9 protein-coding genes are annotated in these 14,759 nt (G+C 68.6%); 2 read left to right on the plus strand and 7 right to left on the minus strand.

All coding sequences use genetic code 11. The features are described from left to right. Window positions 1-101 precede the first annotated feature (101 nt). Window positions 102-2,129, plus strand: coding sequence for a hypothetical protein (locus CHC05_RS16410; RefSeq protein WP_179266218.1), 2,028 nt, complete (start codon window positions 102-104; stop codon window positions 2,127-2,129). A 56-nt stretch (window positions 2,130-2,185) separates the two neighbouring features. Here the strand turns inward: CHC05_RS16410 and CHC05_RS16415 are convergent, their stop codons facing one another. After that, window positions 2,186-3,676, minus strand: a complete 1,491-nt coding sequence (locus CHC05_RS16415; RefSeq protein ID WP_089249667.1) for an MFS transporter — start codon at window positions 3,674-3,676, stop codon at window positions 2,186-2,188. A gap of 32 nt (window positions 3,677-3,708) precedes the next feature. Between CHC05_RS16415 and CHC05_RS16420 the strand changes: the two genes are divergently transcribed. Continuing rightward, window positions 3,709-4,284 (plus strand): TetR/AcrR family transcriptional regulator, encoded by a 576-nt coding sequence (locus tag CHC05_RS16420; RefSeq protein ID WP_281257684.1) that lies wholly within the window; start codon window positions 3,709-3,711, stop codon window positions 4,282-4,284. Window positions 4,285-4,326: 42 nt separating this feature from the next. On the opposite strand, the gene CHC05_RS16425 is transcribed toward CHC05_RS16420, so the two are convergent. The 6 genes from CHC05_RS16425 to CHC05_RS16450 form a co-directional block, all read right to left on the minus strand. Next, window positions 4,327-7,638, minus strand: a complete 3,312-nt coding sequence (locus tag CHC05_RS16425) for a discoidin domain-containing protein (protein ID WP_089249671.1) — start codon at window positions 7,636-7,638, stop codon at window positions 4,327-4,329. A 13-nt stretch (window positions 7,639-7,651) separates the two neighbouring features. Beyond that, window positions 7,652-9,085, minus strand: a complete 1,434-nt coding sequence (locus CHC05_RS16430; protein WP_089249673.1) for a glycoside hydrolase family 43 protein — start codon at window positions 9,083-9,085, stop codon at window positions 7,652-7,654. 13 nt (window positions 9,086-9,098) lie between these two features. After that, a complete protein-coding gene (locus CHC05_RS16435) occupies window positions 9,099-11,582 on the minus strand; it encodes a glycoside hydrolase family 127 protein (RefSeq protein ID WP_089249675.1) in 2,484 nt (827 codons plus the stop codon). A gap of 23 nt (window positions 11,583-11,605) precedes the next feature. Continuing rightward, complete coding sequence (locus CHC05_RS41480; RefSeq protein WP_245870925.1) at window positions 11,606-12,895, minus strand: cellulose-binding protein; 1,290 nt, start codon at window positions 12,893-12,895, stop codon at window positions 11,606-11,608. 78 nt (window positions 12,896-12,973) lie between these two features. Then, the gene (locus tag CHC05_RS16445; protein WP_089249677.1) at window positions 12,974-13,771 is read right to left on the minus strand and encodes a carbohydrate ABC transporter permease; all 798 of its coding nucleotides are present in this window, start codon (window positions 13,769-13,771) and stop codon (window positions 12,974-12,976) included. 10 nt (window positions 13,772-13,781) lie between these two features. Next, complete coding sequence (locus CHC05_RS16450; RefSeq protein WP_089249679.1) at window positions 13,782-14,732, minus strand: carbohydrate ABC transporter permease; 951 nt, start codon at window positions 14,730-14,732, stop codon at window positions 13,782-13,784. Window positions 14,733-14,759: the final 27 nt, after the last annotated feature.

Raw genomic sequence — 14,759 nt, forward strand, 5'->3', positions numbered from 1 at the left:
AGGACTCGACGGACATTGTCCTCACCAACGGCTGGCTCACGTCGGTCAGAGGCCCGGGCGTCGACATCAAGGGCGACTCGCACCGAGTGCGGGTCAGCGGCATGGTCGGCCGGGCGGCCGTCGGGTCGTTCGTCAACGTCGGCGCCGGCGCCACTGACACCGTGGTGTCCGCCAACAGCGTCGAGGGAATCTGGTCCAGCGTAGGTCCGATCGTGCCGGCGATCGTGGTGACCGACGCGCCGCGGACCACTCTGACCAACAACACGATCGTCACCAACTGCGTCCCGGGCGTCACGGTGACCGGAGCGTCGACCGAGTTCGGGCTCTACAACACCATCGTGCGGACCAGGTTGGCTGACGTCGCCGGCTGCAGCGGCAACGCCGACCCGGCGACCGCGCCGGCGGTCTCCGTCGCCAGCGCGGCGACGACGGGCAGCCGCATCGACTACAACGTGATCGACCCGGTGCCGGGCGCGGCGGCCTACGTCTGGGACGACACGACCTACCCGGACCCGGCCGCGTTCCACACTGCCACCGGCCAAGGCGCCCACGACATCGGCGCGGACGCGAAGGTCAAGGGTGGCTACGAACTGGACGACGTCGGGTGGGGTCTGAACCTCGACTCACCCGCTATCGACTCCGCCTGGGCCGACGCGCCCGGGCTGCCCGCCACCGACCTCTTCGGCAACGCGCATGCCGACAAGCCCGACACCGCCAACAGCGGTGGCGGTTTCGTCGACCGCGGCGCGACCGAGCTCCTGCCCAGCCTGACGTTCACCAGCACCACCGCCCGCGTACGCGGTGGCGGCACGTTCGAGACCGAAACGAAGGCCACGGTCACCTCCCCGTGGACGGTGGACGGGCCGGTCGGAGCCGTCGCTCTGCAGTCCGGGGGCAAAACCATCCTCGACCGCACCGGCCGGTTCACCTTCGCTCACGCCGGCCTGTCCTGCGTCTCGGTCAGGACCAGCGAAGACGGGTTCCGCCGCTATCCGGCTGAATACCTCAAGAGCAACTGTCTGATGCTAGGCGCCGCGTTCACCGCGGTCACGCCGCAGCGGGTGCTCAACACCAAGGCCGCCGTCGGTGTGAACCGCACGACCCCGCTCAACCCGCACGAGGAGATCGAGCTCGCGCTGCCCGCCCCGGCGGCCAACAGCGACGCGGTCGTGCTCAACGTGACCGTGACGAACCCGACCACCAACGGCTACCTCAAGGTCTACCCCACGACCGAGCCCATCGCGTCGAACATCAACTTCGCGGCGAACCAGACGATCCCCAACCTCGTCACCGTGCCCGTCGCCAACGGCAAGGTGAAGATCAAGAACGGCAGCGCCGGCACCGTGCACGTGCTCGCCGACCTCGCCGGCTACTACGGGAACGCAGGCCTGGGTCTGACGTCGAACACCCCGGCCCGGGTGCTCGACACCCGGTCGGCCCTCGGCGTGCCGGGCACCGCGCCGCTCGGCCCGAACGGCCGGGTGACGGTCGACCTCTCGTCCAAGGTCCCGGCCGGCACCACCGCGGTGCTGCTCAACGTCGCGGTCACCAAGCCCACCGCCGGCGGGTACCTCACCGCTTTCCCGCCGGGTGGAGCCGTTCCAGCGACGTCGAACCTCAACTTCGTCACCGGGCAGACGGCCAACAACATGGTCATCGCACCCGTCGTCGACCAGAAGATCTCGTTCGCGTACGGCGGCAGCGGCACCGTCCACGTCCTCGCCGAGCTCAGCGGCTACTTCGCGCCGGGCGTCGCCGACACCTACCTGCCGCTCACCCCGCGCCGGATCTTCGACACCCGGGAACGTGGCATCACCCTCGGCGCCGGCCAGGCGTACGAGATCTCCACCTACGACGACAGCTGCTACGAGTACGGCTGCCCGGCCACCGCCGTCGTGGCCAACCTGACCGTGACCGGCACGCAGTCGCCGGGCTACCTGACCGTCTACCCCGCCGGCCAGCCCCGCCCGACCGCCTCGGTCATCAACTTCGGCGTGAACGAGACGATCGCCAACCTGGTCACCGTCGGCCTGCACGACGGCGCGTTCATGGTCTACAACAGCAGCGCCAAGCCGGTGCACATCGTCGTCGACCAGGCCGGCTTCTACCTGTCGCCGCCGCCCGCCTAGCCACACCGACATGAACAAAGGCCGGTGCCCGTGATCGGGCGCCGGCCTTCGTCGTGTCAGGCGACGAGCTCGAGCTCCTGCTCCGCCACGGAGGGAGCCGGCTTGCGGTCCCGCATGATCACGGTGGCGACCACCGCGGCGGCGAGCACACCGATCGCACTGATCGTGAAGGTGGTCGACATCGCCCCAGTGAAGGCCGCACGAGCGGTGTCCGCCAAACCCAGGCCGGGGTCGCCGAGGGCTCCTGCGATCGAGTGCAGCGCCTCCTCCGGCACGCCGGCCGGCATCCGGTTGGCGTAGCCGTTGGTCAGCAGCGAGCCCAGGATCGCGATGCCGAGCGCCGAGCCGGCCTGCTGGATCGTGTCGTTGAGCGCCGCACCGACACCCGCCTGCTCCGGCGGGATGACGCCCATGAGCGCGGTGACCGCGGCCGGCATCGCCAGGCCCGCACCCAGACCGAGCAAGCCCAGCGCGATGGCCGGGACGACGAACCCGGTGGTGGCCGAGACCGTGGTCAGCAACACGAACGAACCGGCCATGACGACCATCCCGACCAGCATCACGAAGCGCTCGCCGATCGCGGCGACCAGCTTCACGCCAGCACCGTTGCCGGCCAGGGCCGCGACCGCCAGTGGCACGAAGGCCAGGCCGGCCTTCAGGGGCGAGTAGCCGAGGACGAACTGCAGGTACTGGGTCAGCACCAGCAGCAGCCCACCGTTGCCGATCTGCACGAGCGACAGCGACAGCGAGCCGCCGCTGAACCTGCGGTGCTTGAACAGGCCCAGGGGCACCATCGGAGCCGGCGTGATGTTCTCCCAGACCACGAAGCCGACCAGGCCGACCACCGCGACCGCCAGCGTGATGCCGGCGCGGTCGCCGAACGCGCCGTGCTTGGGCAGCTCGATGATCCACCAGACCAGGGCGGTCATGCCCACGGCCGACAGCACCGCGCCGATCGGATCCGGCTTCTGCCACGGGCCCTTCGACTCCGGCATGAGGACGAGCGCGGCGACGATGGCGAGGGCGACGATCGGCACGTTGATCCAGAAGATCGACTGCCAGGCGAAGCGGTCGACCAGCAGGCCACCGAGCACCGGGCTGCCGACCAGGCCGAGCATCGACACCGAACCCCAGGCGGCCATGGCCTTGGGCCGTTCGGTCTCGTCGAAGACGGTGATCAGGATGGACAGCGTCGACGGCATGATCAGCGCGCCGCCGATGCCCATCGCGACCCGGACCGCGATCATCTGCCCCGGGTCCGAGACGAACGTGGCGGCCAGTGACGCGGCCCCGAAGAGCACCAGGCCGATGATCATTACTTTGCGTCGGCCGAACCGGTCGCCGAGGCTGCCCGAGGTCAGCAGGAGCCCGGCGAACACCAGGATGTAGGAGTCGAGGATCCACTGCATGTCCTGCGCGGTGGCGCCAAGCTCGGCGGTCATGTGCGGCACCGCGACGGTCAGGGCCATGCTGTCGACCACCAGCACGAGGCTGCTCAGGCACAGCACCACGAGGATCCACCAGCGGTGCGGGTTGCGGTTTTCCATGAGGGGCGTCCTACACCCTGAGCCGGGCCGCCATCGTCCGCGAGGCGATCGTGATGCTCGACGCGGAGGGCGCGGACGCGCTGAGCATGCGCAAGCTCGGCGCCCGGCTCAACGCCGGCGCCACGTCGCTCTACCGGCACGTGGCGACCAAGGACGAGCTGATCGAGCTCGCCGTCGACGAGGTGTTCGGCGAGATCACCGTGCAGCCTGCCGGCACCGACTGGCGGACCGCCGCGCGCGCGGCCGCCCAGTCGTTCCGCACGACGGCGCTGCGCCACGCCTGGCTGGGCGCGCTGCTCGGGCAGACCGGCATGGCCCAGCTCGGCCCCAACCTCGGCGCGTTCAGCAACGGCCTGGTCGACCTGTTCACCGCCGCCGGCTATCCCGAGCCGACGGGCGCCCTCGACACGCTGCTGTCGTACGTCAACGGCATGACCACGGCCGAGGCGGCCTGGCTCACCTCCGTCGCCCGCGCGGGCCAGACGGAGGCCGAGTTCGTGGTCGCGCTCGGCGGCGAGCTGACGGAAGACCCCGCAGCGGTGCGCGACGCGAAGTTCGCCTACGGCCTCGAGGTCGTCCTCGACGGCCTCGCCACCCGCCTGAAATAGCAGGGCGGACCCTCCCGAAGAAGGGCCCGCCCCAGGCACCGGCTAGCTGAACGCCTTCACTTCGAGCAGGCCGACCGAGCCCGCACCGCTGGTCAGCGCGACGCGCAACCGGGTGGTGCTCACCTGCCCGAAGGTCACGGTGTTGTAGGCGTTGAGCGCGACCGGATAGCCGCTCGCCGACGGAACGTTCACATAGGAGCTTCCGTTCCAATACTGCAGCGTCCACGACGCCGGCACGCGTACACCGCCGTTGTCGTCGAAGAAGTAGACCTGGGCCGACGACAGCGTCTGCGCCGACGACCAGGTCAGCTCCGCCCACTGGGCGCCCGTGTTGGGCCAGGTTCCCCAGCGGTCGTTCACGGTGTCGTTCGACGAGGGCGGGTCGATGCCGTCGTTGATGGCCGCGACGCTCTCCCACGACGAGGTGTACGACGCGGACGGCGTCGCCGACAGAGCGAGGTTCCCCCCAGGCTCGGGATCGGGATCCGGATCCGGGTTCGTGCCACCGCGGTTGTAGAGCTTCAGCTCGGTCAACCCGGTCTTGGCCGACCCCGAGGCGTGCGTGAACTGCACCCGCAGCCGGGTCGTGTTGACCGGCGTGAAGCTCACCTTGTTGTAGTTGGACTGCGGCGTGCCCGGCGTCTTCACCTGGTTGCCGGCCGCCACGAACGCGCTGCCGTTCCAGTACTGCACGGTGTACGACGCCGGCGGCCGGTACCGGTTGGTCGCCCGGTCGTTGCGGAAGTAGATCCGCGCCTCGTCCACCGCCCGGCTGGTCCCGAAGTTCACCTCGTACCAGTCCGAGCTGTTGGGGCTCCCGTACGCACCCCAGATCGGGGCGTTGGTCGGGAGGCCGTCGACGGCACCGGCCGTCGAGGTGCCCGACGCGGTGTACGAGGCCGAGACCGACGCACCCGACGCGAGGTTGGGCAGGGTGGAGGTCAGGTCGACGCCGGCCTTGGCCGCGATGTCGACCATCCGGGCGCTGTTCAGGTTGACGTTCTGCGGGGTCTGGAGGCCCGAGAACGAGGTGCTGAAGTTGACCACGCCAGAGCCGGACGGGAACGTGACCGCACCGGTGGCGGGGTTGTAGAGCACGCGGGTGAGCCGGTCGACGGTGGCCACCCGGGTGCCGTTGAGATAGATGGAGTAGCCCTGCGGCACGCCGCTGTAGCGGGTCACGCCGTCGGCCGGGTCGTCCCAGACGACCGACAGGTTGGCGTTGCGGTAGCGCAGGTTGTTGACCGCGAAGTGCGTCCAGCCGATGTTGATCGGGGAGAGCTCGATCTGCGCGTCGGCGCGCGGCCGCAGCCCGGCGACGTCTTCGATGACGGTCCAGTTGCTGCTGCCCAGGATGTTGTGATGGATCCACGAGCGGTACTGGATGCTGCTGCCGTTCCAGTCGGCCCAGAACTCGTTGGCGTCCGGGTAGCGGGTGTCGCCGCCCGGATACTGCGCCCAGGCGTTCCAGTAGAGCAGCTTCTTGTAGTCGTCGTTGGTCATCCAGGAGTTCGGGTAGTTGCGCAGCGCCGACGAGTAGAGCCGGAACTGCACCGTCGAGTTGATGGTGGAGAAGTTGTTGCTGCCCGGCTGGCCCGCGGCCGCCGCGGCGGCCTTGTCCCGCTGGTTCGCGGTGTAGAACGGGAAGATCGGGTAGTCCGCCGGGTCGGCGAACAGCCGCAGCGCCTCGCGATACTGCGCGGTGTTGGGCATCAGGCCCACGGAGTACGGGTAGTAGTTGTTGATTTCCTTCCACGGCACGAAGGCGTTCGTGCTGACGTGCTTGTGCTCGAGCAGCTGCCGGGACGGGTTCCACAGCGTGTTGATGACGCCGTTGCGGATCCGGTCGGCCAGCGTCTGCAGCTCGGTGGCCTTGGCGGTGTTGCCGAGCATCGCGTACGCCTGCTGCGAAGCGACGGCACCGGCCCAGACGTAGGCCGTCTCGGCCCGGTCCAGGTTGCCGGACCGCCAGTGGAACGACACCGCGTCGGCGTCGTTGCCGGTCAACGCACCCCAGTTGTACTCGATGACACCGTTGTTGTTGGTGTCGTAATAGGAGAGCTGGCCCTTGGCGTCGCCCTCCGCGTAGCGCGCGAAGTTCTGGAGCAACGCCGGCTGTCCACCATGGATCTGGAAGGCCTTCCAGGCGGCCTCCGACACGTACTGCGTGTAGGAGTTGGACCAGTTCTCCGGGTCACCGGGGTTGTCGACGAACCGCCCGTTGGCCGAATATTGCCCGATCGACAGCCAGGGACCGTACGAGTACTCGGGCGATCGCAGGTACTTCAGGTCGTCGATGTGCATCGGCTGGGTCAGCACGATCGCGTTGTTGTAGCCGGTGACGCCCTCGATCGACTGCGGGAACTGGTAGTCCTGGCCCGGGATGTCGACGTCGAGGTAGTTGTAACGCATCAACCACCAGCGGTAGTAGATGTTCTTCTTGATGGCGGCGTCGGGCACGTCGATGTACGGCAGGTTCGTCGCCCACCACTGGTTGTAGGCCCGCACGTGGGTGGCGTACGCCGTCGCCGGCGTGAAGCCCCGGTAGCTGTTGTACTCGGTCAGCGACGCCGGGATCTCGTTGGCCACCAGGCCGAGCTGCACCTTGGTGGTCACGGTCTGGCCAGCGCCGACGGTCACCGAACGGGTGAGCCCGCCGCTGCTGACCGTGAACCCGTCACCGGAGAACCGCGGGAACAGGGTGGTCAGGTTGTTCTTGACCGCCCGCGTGCCGGTGAGCTCGGTGCCGCTGCCGGTCGCCGCGTACGGCGAGACGGCCCGCAGCGAGACGGTCGCCGACGCCGTGCCGGTGTTGGCGACGTCCAGGTTGGTGACCATCACGTTGTTGTGCGTGATGAACTTCGTGACCGTGATCCGGATCGACCCGCTGGTGTGCACGCTACGCCAGTAGCTCGGCGCCTGGAACCGTTGCGCCGACTGCTCGGTGAATGTGCCGGGCGACGGCGTGATCGTGTAGGCGCCCTGGCTGCTGATGTTGTCCCAGTAGGCGGCGTTGCCACCGAACCCGATCACCGAGGGCGTGTGCGTGTTCATGTACGCGCCCCGGCCGCGGGTCATCAGCCAGGTGCCGGCCGGGTCGTTGCCGGAACGGCCGAGCAGCCGGTCCATCCAGAAGTCGGTGCCGGAGCTCTCGGCGTCGTAGATGGCCTGCATGGTGCTGCCGGTGTTGTAGCCGACCGGGGGCTGCGGAATCGAGCCGGTGTTGTTGAAGGTGGGGAAGCCGATGGTCTGTGCGGCGTGGGCGGGGGTAGCGGCGATGACGCTCAACAGGCTGCCGGTGAGAACGGCGACGAGGCCGGCGGCCAGTCGGGGACGGCGGGTACGCAGGGACATTGGGGCTCACCTCCTAGGACTGAAATGCCTGCCATTCGAGGACTCCGGTGGACAGCCCGGAGCGAGACGTGATCGACAGCCGCAACCTGGTCGTGCTGACCGTGTTGAAGGTCGTCGAGTTGAACGTGTTGCCGGCCACCCCGCAGGCCGACTGACCGGGTACGGCGACGTACGCGCTGCCGTTCCAGTACTGCACCTGGCACGACGCGGGCAGGTCGATGCCCTGGTTGTCGTCGAACCAGTACGTGGCCACCCGGTTGATCGACCGGGCCGACGGCCACTGGTACTCGATCCACTGGGTGCCCTGCTGCGGCCAGTTCCCGTACGCCAGGTTCGACCGGTCCTGGGAGTTGGCCGGCGTGCCGCCGTTGTTGATGGCTGCCAGCGACTCCCAGGAGGACACATAGGACGTCGATGCCGCGGCGCTGGGCGCGATGTTCGTGCCAGACGTCGGCGGCGTGGTCGGGCCGCCTGGGTTGGACGGCGGGCCGGTGGTGGTCTGCACCACCCGCTGGATCGTGCCGTCGCTGTTGAAGTACATCCGGTCGACGGCCACCGAGCGGCGGAAGTTGCCGCCGCCGGGCGCGTTCGCGTTGTGGTAGACCATGTACCACTGGCCGTTGAACTCGACCACGCCCGCGTGGTTGGTGGTCGACGAGACCTGGCCGAGCACGATGCCACGGTGGGTCCACGGCCCCATGGGGTTGGTCGCCGTCGCGTACCGCTGGCAGGCGTAGCTCGACGACGTCACGCAACCGTTCGTGTCGTTCGCCGCGTAGATCATGTAGTACAGACCGTTGCGCTTGAACATGAACGGGGCTTCCCAATAGTTCGTGAGCCCGGTCGGGGTGACCACCGAGCCGACGGTGTCGATCATGTTGGACGCCAGCCGGACGGCCCGCGGTGCCCAGTAGCCGCCCCAGTACATGTAGGCCTGGCCGTCGTCGTCGACGAACACCGTCGGGTCGATGTTCAGACCGGACGAGTTGGCGGTGCTGTCGCTGATCAACGGGCCGCCCTTGGCGTCGGTGAACGGGCCCAGCGGGCTGTCACCGACCGCGACGCCGATGTTCATCCAGCCCGCGCCGTTGCCGTTGATGGAGGTGTACCAGTAGTAGCGGCCGTTGCGCGGCTCCACCTCGCTGGCCCACGCGTCGGCGCCGGCCCACGGGAACGTGGCGATGTTCGCCCGCACGCCGCGGTCGGTCCAGGTGGCGGCGTCCGTCGAGGAGAGCACGTGCCACTCGCGCATGACGAAGTTCTGCTGGCTGGTCGAGGCCTCGTCGCGGCCGGTGTAGATGTACATGGTGTCGCCGACGACCAGCGGCGCCGGGTCGGCGGTGTAGATGGCGGTGATGACCGGGTTGGCGGCCTGCGCGGCGACGCCGAACAGCACCGCGGCCGCCAGCGTCACCACCCCGCAGGCGATGGCCACTCGTTTGCGCATGACAACAGCTCCCTTACGAACCGGAGGAGTTGAGGGAGGCGATCTCACTGGCCGACAGCGCGCGGCTGTAGACGCGGAAGCTGTCGACGGCCGCGTTGAGATACGGGTCGCCGCTGTACTGCGAGCGCCCGATCCAGTTCTGGGTCGTCGTGCCGAGGATCGAGGGCCGGTTGGTGAGCGCGGAGTTGCGCGCCACCTCGGCCCCGTTGACGTAGAGGATGCCGAGGTTGCCGGTGTGCGTGATGGCGACGTGCGTCCACACCCCGGCGGGCAGGGCGGCCGGCGCGTCGATGCGCTGCTCGCCGCCCGCCCCGCCCGCGGTGATGGCGTAGCGGGCGGTGCCGCTGCCGCTGCGCGGCACGAGGAACATGTTGGTGCCGGTGCCGCTGCCGAAGTCGAACAGCCGGGCCCAGGTGGCCAGGGTGGTGACCCGGACCCAGGTGGCGACGGTGAACGAGGTGGCGCCGGCCAGGATGCCCGACGGCAGCGTCACGTACTGGCTGGAGCCGCTGAGGTTGACCGCGTTGCCGGTGCGGCCGGTGGTCCGCCCGGCGCCGCTGGACAGGGTCGCCGTGCGCCCGTTGCCTGTCGCGTCGGACGCCGTGGTGCCGGACGACTCGTCGAACTGGTAGTGGGCGACGAACGCCGGCAGCGTCGGCGTCGTGGTGACGTTCCAGTAGACGGTGTAGCGCACGCCGTGCGTCTTGTAGAACGGCAGCAGCGTGACCGACCCCGTCGAAGCGGTCGCGGTGTACTGCAACGGCGTGCTGGTGGCGGCCAGCGAGCTGGCACTGAGCGTGGGCAGTGCGGACAGGTTCGTCGTGCCGTACTGGCCGGCGAGCACGATCGGTCCGTGCTTGACGGCGCGGACGGCGGAGTTGTCGGGAGTCGGCTCGATCGCCAGCGACATCGGCAGGCTGATGTCGACCGTGTCGCCGCTGGCCCAGGTCCGGTTGATGGTCAGGTAGCTGCCGGGGGTCGGCGAGCCGGTCAGCGTGCCGTTGACCCGCACCTGCGCGCCCGAAGTCCAGGACGGAATGCGCACCCGCAGGTCGATGGCGCCGGACCCGGTGATGGTGAGCCGGCTGGTCGACGTCTCGGGATAGGTCGTGTCCTGCCGGATCGTGATGCCGCGCCCGGGCCAGGTCAGCGTGGACGCGATGAACAGGTTCACGTACAACGTGTTGCCGTTGTAGAAGTAGATGCTCTCGCCGTACTTCGTGTTGGTCTCCATTCCCGTGCCGTGGCAACAGGTGAAGTTGTTGTAGTCGTTGCTGTACGTCTTGATGCCGCCCGCCCGCAGCGGCACGTAGTAGCAGTGGAAGCCGTGCGACGAGCTCGGGTTCTGGGCGCCGAGCAGGTGGTTGTAGAGCGCCTTCTCGTAGAAGTCCATGAGCTCGGCGGCCCGGTTCGGGAACGTGAAGAACAACTGCCGGGTCAGCTTGAGCATGTTGTACGAGTTGCAGCACTCACAGGTCGAGTCCGAGAGCTCGCTGGCGATGGCGTTCGGCGGCTGGAAATACTCTCCGTTGGAGTTGCCGCCGATCGCGTACGAGTGCTGGTTGACCACGAAGTTCCAGAAGTTCGACGCGATGTCGCGGTAACGGGTCGTGCCCGTGGCATGGAAACCGCGGATCGCCGCGAGCGCCTTGGGGATCTGCGTGTTGGCGTGGAACCCGTTGAGCTGGTCGCTGTTGTTGGCCAGCGGGTCGAAGATCTGGGCGTGGTCGAAATACTGCGCCGTGGTCAGGTGCGCGGCGTTCTCGCCGTACTGGTAGAGGTTGTAGAGGGTCTCGCCGACACCGCCGAACTCCGTGCGCAGCATCGCCTGGCGCTGCGCCAGCGTCAGCCGGCTGTTGCGGAACTGCACCCAGGCGGCCTTGCGGTTGAGGATCGTCAGCGCCTGGGCGTTGCCGGCCAGCAGATGCATGTCGAGCAGGCCAGCCATGATCTTGTGCAGCGTGTAGTAGGGCGCCCAGACCGCCTGGCCGGTCTCGACCCGGTCGATGAAGCTCTCCGGGTACGCCGAGAGGTAGCCGGTGTTGAAGCCGCGGGCGGTGGCCCGGTCCTGGCACAACCCGAGCTGGGTGACGATGTAGTCGCCCTTGGTCTTGTAGGACGTGTCACCGGTGCTGGCGTACGCCTGGGCGAGCGCGGTGAGCACGTGCCCGATCGAGTGGCCGCGCAGTTCCGTGGTCGGCGACTCCCAACCGCCGCACGCGGTGGCCGACGAGGCCAGGCCGGCGTTGAGGCGGAACATGTGCAGGAGCCGGTCCGCGTCGAGGAACGTCAGGTAGGACATCGTCCGGCCGGCGTTGGCCTGGAAGGGTCCGGCGAGCAGCCGGACGGCGGAGAGCGGGAAGGCATACGCCGAGACACCGGAGTCGGGGCGGGCTGCCTGTGCGGTGGTGGGTAGCGCGACGGCGGCGGTGGTGGCCACCGCCGTTGCCGCGCCGGCCTTGAGGACGGTCCGGCGCGACAGCGGGGGTCTGTGCATGCGCGGCACCTTTCACAGAAGGGTTAATAGCCGTACCGGTTCTTCAGGTGGCGCCACCAGTCGCGCAGCATCCACCGGTCGAACTCGGTGATCGACGAAGCGCTGCCGGCGCGCATGATGAAGCCGCCGACACCGCTGGGCGTCCAGTCGTAGAAATCGTCGAGACCGTAGGTGTGCCCGATCTCGTGGAGGAGGATCGTCATGTTCTCGGCGTTGAGGTTGTTCATGAAGTACTCGCGGCCCATCCGCTGACCCCAGTCGCCGCCCGCGCCGCCGCCGAAGCCGTCGGTCAGCCAGAGCGAGTGGTCGTAGTGCCGCGCGGCACCACCCGGGCAGTTCGGGTACTGACCGCTCTGGTTGAAGAACCGCCCGCACGGCGCACCGCACTGGGGCGCGTTCTCGCGGATGTCGCCGACGTAGATGTCGACGGAGGTGTCGGACCACTGGAGCTGGGCGCGGTCCCGCACGGCCCAACCGACCACCCGGACCGGCACGTCGCTGTACGGGAAACCGTTGTGCCCGAACATTTCGGCCATCCACTTGCGATACTGGCGGGCCAGGGCGGCGTGCACCTGGTCGCGCTGCGCGGCCGTGACCGACGCCGACGAGTCCCACCGCACGCAGTAGTTGATGTAGCCGCGGTTGGCGAACAGCTGGTCCCAGCCGTAGTTGCGGAACGCGTACAGGTTGCCGTTGTTGTAGGTCTGCTCCTGGTGCGTCCAGACCTGGCCCAGTGGGGTGACGAGGTTGCTGGGCGGGTTCCAACCACTTGTCGGCGGCGGCGTCGTCGTCGCGCTGTGCGCTTTGACCTCCAACAGCCCGACCGACCCGGCTCCGCTTTGGAGCACGACGCGCAGCCGGGTGGTGCTGACCGCGGTGAAGGTGACGGAGTTGTAGCGGTCCGCGGCCACCGGGTAGCCGCTGGCGCCGGACACGTCGACGTAGGCGCTGCCGTTCCAGCTCTGCACCCGCCACGAGGACGGCAGGCGGACGCCGCCACCGTCGTCGAAGAAGTAGACCTCGGCGGCCCGGATGGTCTGCGCCGCCGTCCAGGTCAGGTCCACCCACTGCTGGCCCTGGTTGGGCCAGGTGCCCCAGCGCGGGTTCGCGGTGTCGTTGGACCGGGGCGGGTCGACGCCGTCGCGGATCGCGGCGACGCTCTCCCAGGGCGAGGTGTAGGAGGCGCTGGGCGTCGCCGTCCAGGCCAGGTTGTCGCCGGGCGCGGCGTGAGCCGGGGCGCCGCCCGTGACGAGAGCGAGCCCGGCCGTCACCAGGATGCTCGCTGTGCTGGCCAGGGCTTTTCGGGTGTTCATGGGGACTCCTCTCCGTACATTGATGAAGATCAATTTCTTGAACCGGAGTCCGCCCGTGGAGCCGGGGAGTCCGGGTTGTTACCCCTTGATGGCGCCCGAGGTGAAGCCTCGGACGTAGCTGCGCTGCATGAACGCGAACAGGATCAGGCAGGGCACGGCCATGAAGACCACGCCGGCTTCGAGCGCCGCGTAGTCGATGGAGCCGTGGCTCGCCGTGCGCATGTTGACCACGGCGAGCGTGGTGGTGAACTTGTCCGTCGAGTTGAGCAGGATGAGCGGCGCGAAGAACTCGCTCCACGAGGTGAGGAACGCGAACAGCCCGACGGTGATCAGGCCCGGCTTGACCGCCGGCAGCATGATCCGGACCAGCGTGCCGACACTGGCACACCCGTCCATCTGGGCGGACTCCTCGAGCTCACGTGGCACGGCCTCGAACGAGTTGCGCATCATGAAGATCGAGAACGGGAGCTGGAACATCACGAGCACGAGGCTCAGGCCGACCAGCGAGTCTTCCAGGCCGATCCAGCCGAGCAGCACGTAGAGGGCGATCAGAATCGTCGCGTACGGGACCATCAGGATCGCCAGGGTGACCAGGAAGAGCACGTCGCGGCCGGGGAACTTGAACCGGCCGAAGGCGTAGCCGCCGAGGGTCGCGACGAACAGGGTGCCGCCGACGGTCAGCACGCTGACCACCAGGCTGTTGAGCACGTGCTGCGGCCGCACGCCGTTGTCGGACGTGAACAGCCGGTCGTAGTTCTCCAGGCCGAAACCGGAGCCGGTGCGCACCGAGGCCCACCCGCTCCACAGCAACGGGAACAGGAACAGGATGGCCAGCGCGCCACCGGTGACCGAGTATCCGATGCGGGAACGGTTCATCGCGCTGCCCCTAGTTCGACCGGCGGCGCAGCACGCCGAGCTGGATGACGTTGAAGACGACCAGGACGACCAGCAGCACCACCGAGATGGCGGCCGCGGAGCCGAGGTCGAGGCGGATGAACGCCTCGCGGTAGATCACCATGACCAGCGACGTGGTGCTGTTGTCGGGACCGCCCCTGGTCAGGATCCAGAACTGGTCGAAGGCCAGCAGCGAGCCGGTCACCATGAGCGTGAGCACAAGGGCGATCGTCGGCCGCAGCAGCGGCAGGGTGATGCTGCGGAAGGTCTGCCACCGGCTGGCGCCGTCGACCCGGGCCGCCTCGTAGATCTCCGGCGGGATGGCCTGCAGGCCGGTCAACAGGATCAGCATGTTGAAGCCCGCGAACCGCCAGAGCACCAGCACGACCGCGGAGCCCAGCGCGGAGTTGGCGCTGCCGCTGGTCCACGAGACGTAGCCGTCGATCAGCCCGATGCCCCGCAACAGGTCGCTGACCGGCCCGATCTCGTCGCTGAGCAGGCCGAGGAAGAGCAGCGAGGCGCTCGCGAAGCCCACCGCCATCGGCAGGAAGAACGCGGTGCGGAAGAACCCGACGCCGCGCCGGCGGTGCTGGACCAGCAGCGCCAGCCCCAGCGACACCGCGAAGAGCAGCACGGTGATGATCACCGTGTATTTGATGGTGAACCAGGTGGCGGACCGGACGAGCTCGTTGTCGCCGATGGTGGTGAAGTTGTCCGGCGCGTTGAGGGTCGGCGGGGCCAGCAGCGGCCAGCGATGCAGCGACATCCAGCCGACGAGCACCAGCGGGGTGAGGAAGAACAACGCGACCATGACGGCCGTCGGGCTGGCGTACGCGATGCCGAGCCAGGCACGACGGGTCTGGCGTCGGAAGCGGCGGCGAGCCGGCGGTGGGCCGGCCTGCTCGGCCCGCTGTGCCCGGCGCGGGGTGGTCACGATGGTCATCTTCGTCCTTCTCGGTTGGGGATGGGG

It is taken from the genome of Asanoa hainanensis (assembly GCF_900188485.1).
Classification (GTDB): Bacteria; Actinomycetota; Actinomycetes; order Mycobacteriales; family Micromonosporaceae; genus Asanoa; species Asanoa hainanensis.

Bases quoted from the DNA above. Each gene is read 5' to 3' on its own strand.
- CHC05_RS16410 (WP_179266218.1), top strand. From the start codon at position 102: ATGGTCGGCCGGGCGGCCGTCGGGTCGTTCGTCAACGTCGGCGCCGGC.
- CHC05_RS16415 (WP_089249667.1), bottom strand. From the start codon at position 3,676: ATGGAAAACCGCAACCCGCACCGCTGGTGGATCCTCGTGGTGCTGTGC.
- CHC05_RS16425 (WP_089249671.1), bottom strand. From the start codon at position 7,638: ATGTCCCTGCGTACCCGCCGTCCCCGACTGGCCGCCGGCCTCGTCGCC.
- CHC05_RS16430 (WP_089249673.1), bottom strand. From the start codon at position 9,085: ATGCGCAAACGAGTGGCCATCGCCTGCGGGGTGGTGACGCTGGCGGCC.
- CHC05_RS16435 (WP_089249675.1), bottom strand. From the start codon at position 11,582: ATGCACAGACCCCCGCTGTCGCGCCGGACCGTCCTCAAGGCCGGCGCG.
- CHC05_RS41480 (WP_245870925.1), bottom strand. From the start codon at position 12,895: ATGAACACCCGAAAAGCCCTGGCCAGCACAGCGAGCATCCTGGTGACG.
- CHC05_RS16445 (WP_089249677.1), bottom strand. From the start codon at position 13,771: ATGAACCGTTCCCGCATCGGATACTCGGTCACCGGTGGCGCGCTGGCC.
- CHC05_RS16450 (WP_089249679.1), bottom strand. From the start codon at position 14,732: ATGACCATCGTGACCACCCCGCGCCGGGCACAGCGGGCCGAGCAGGCC.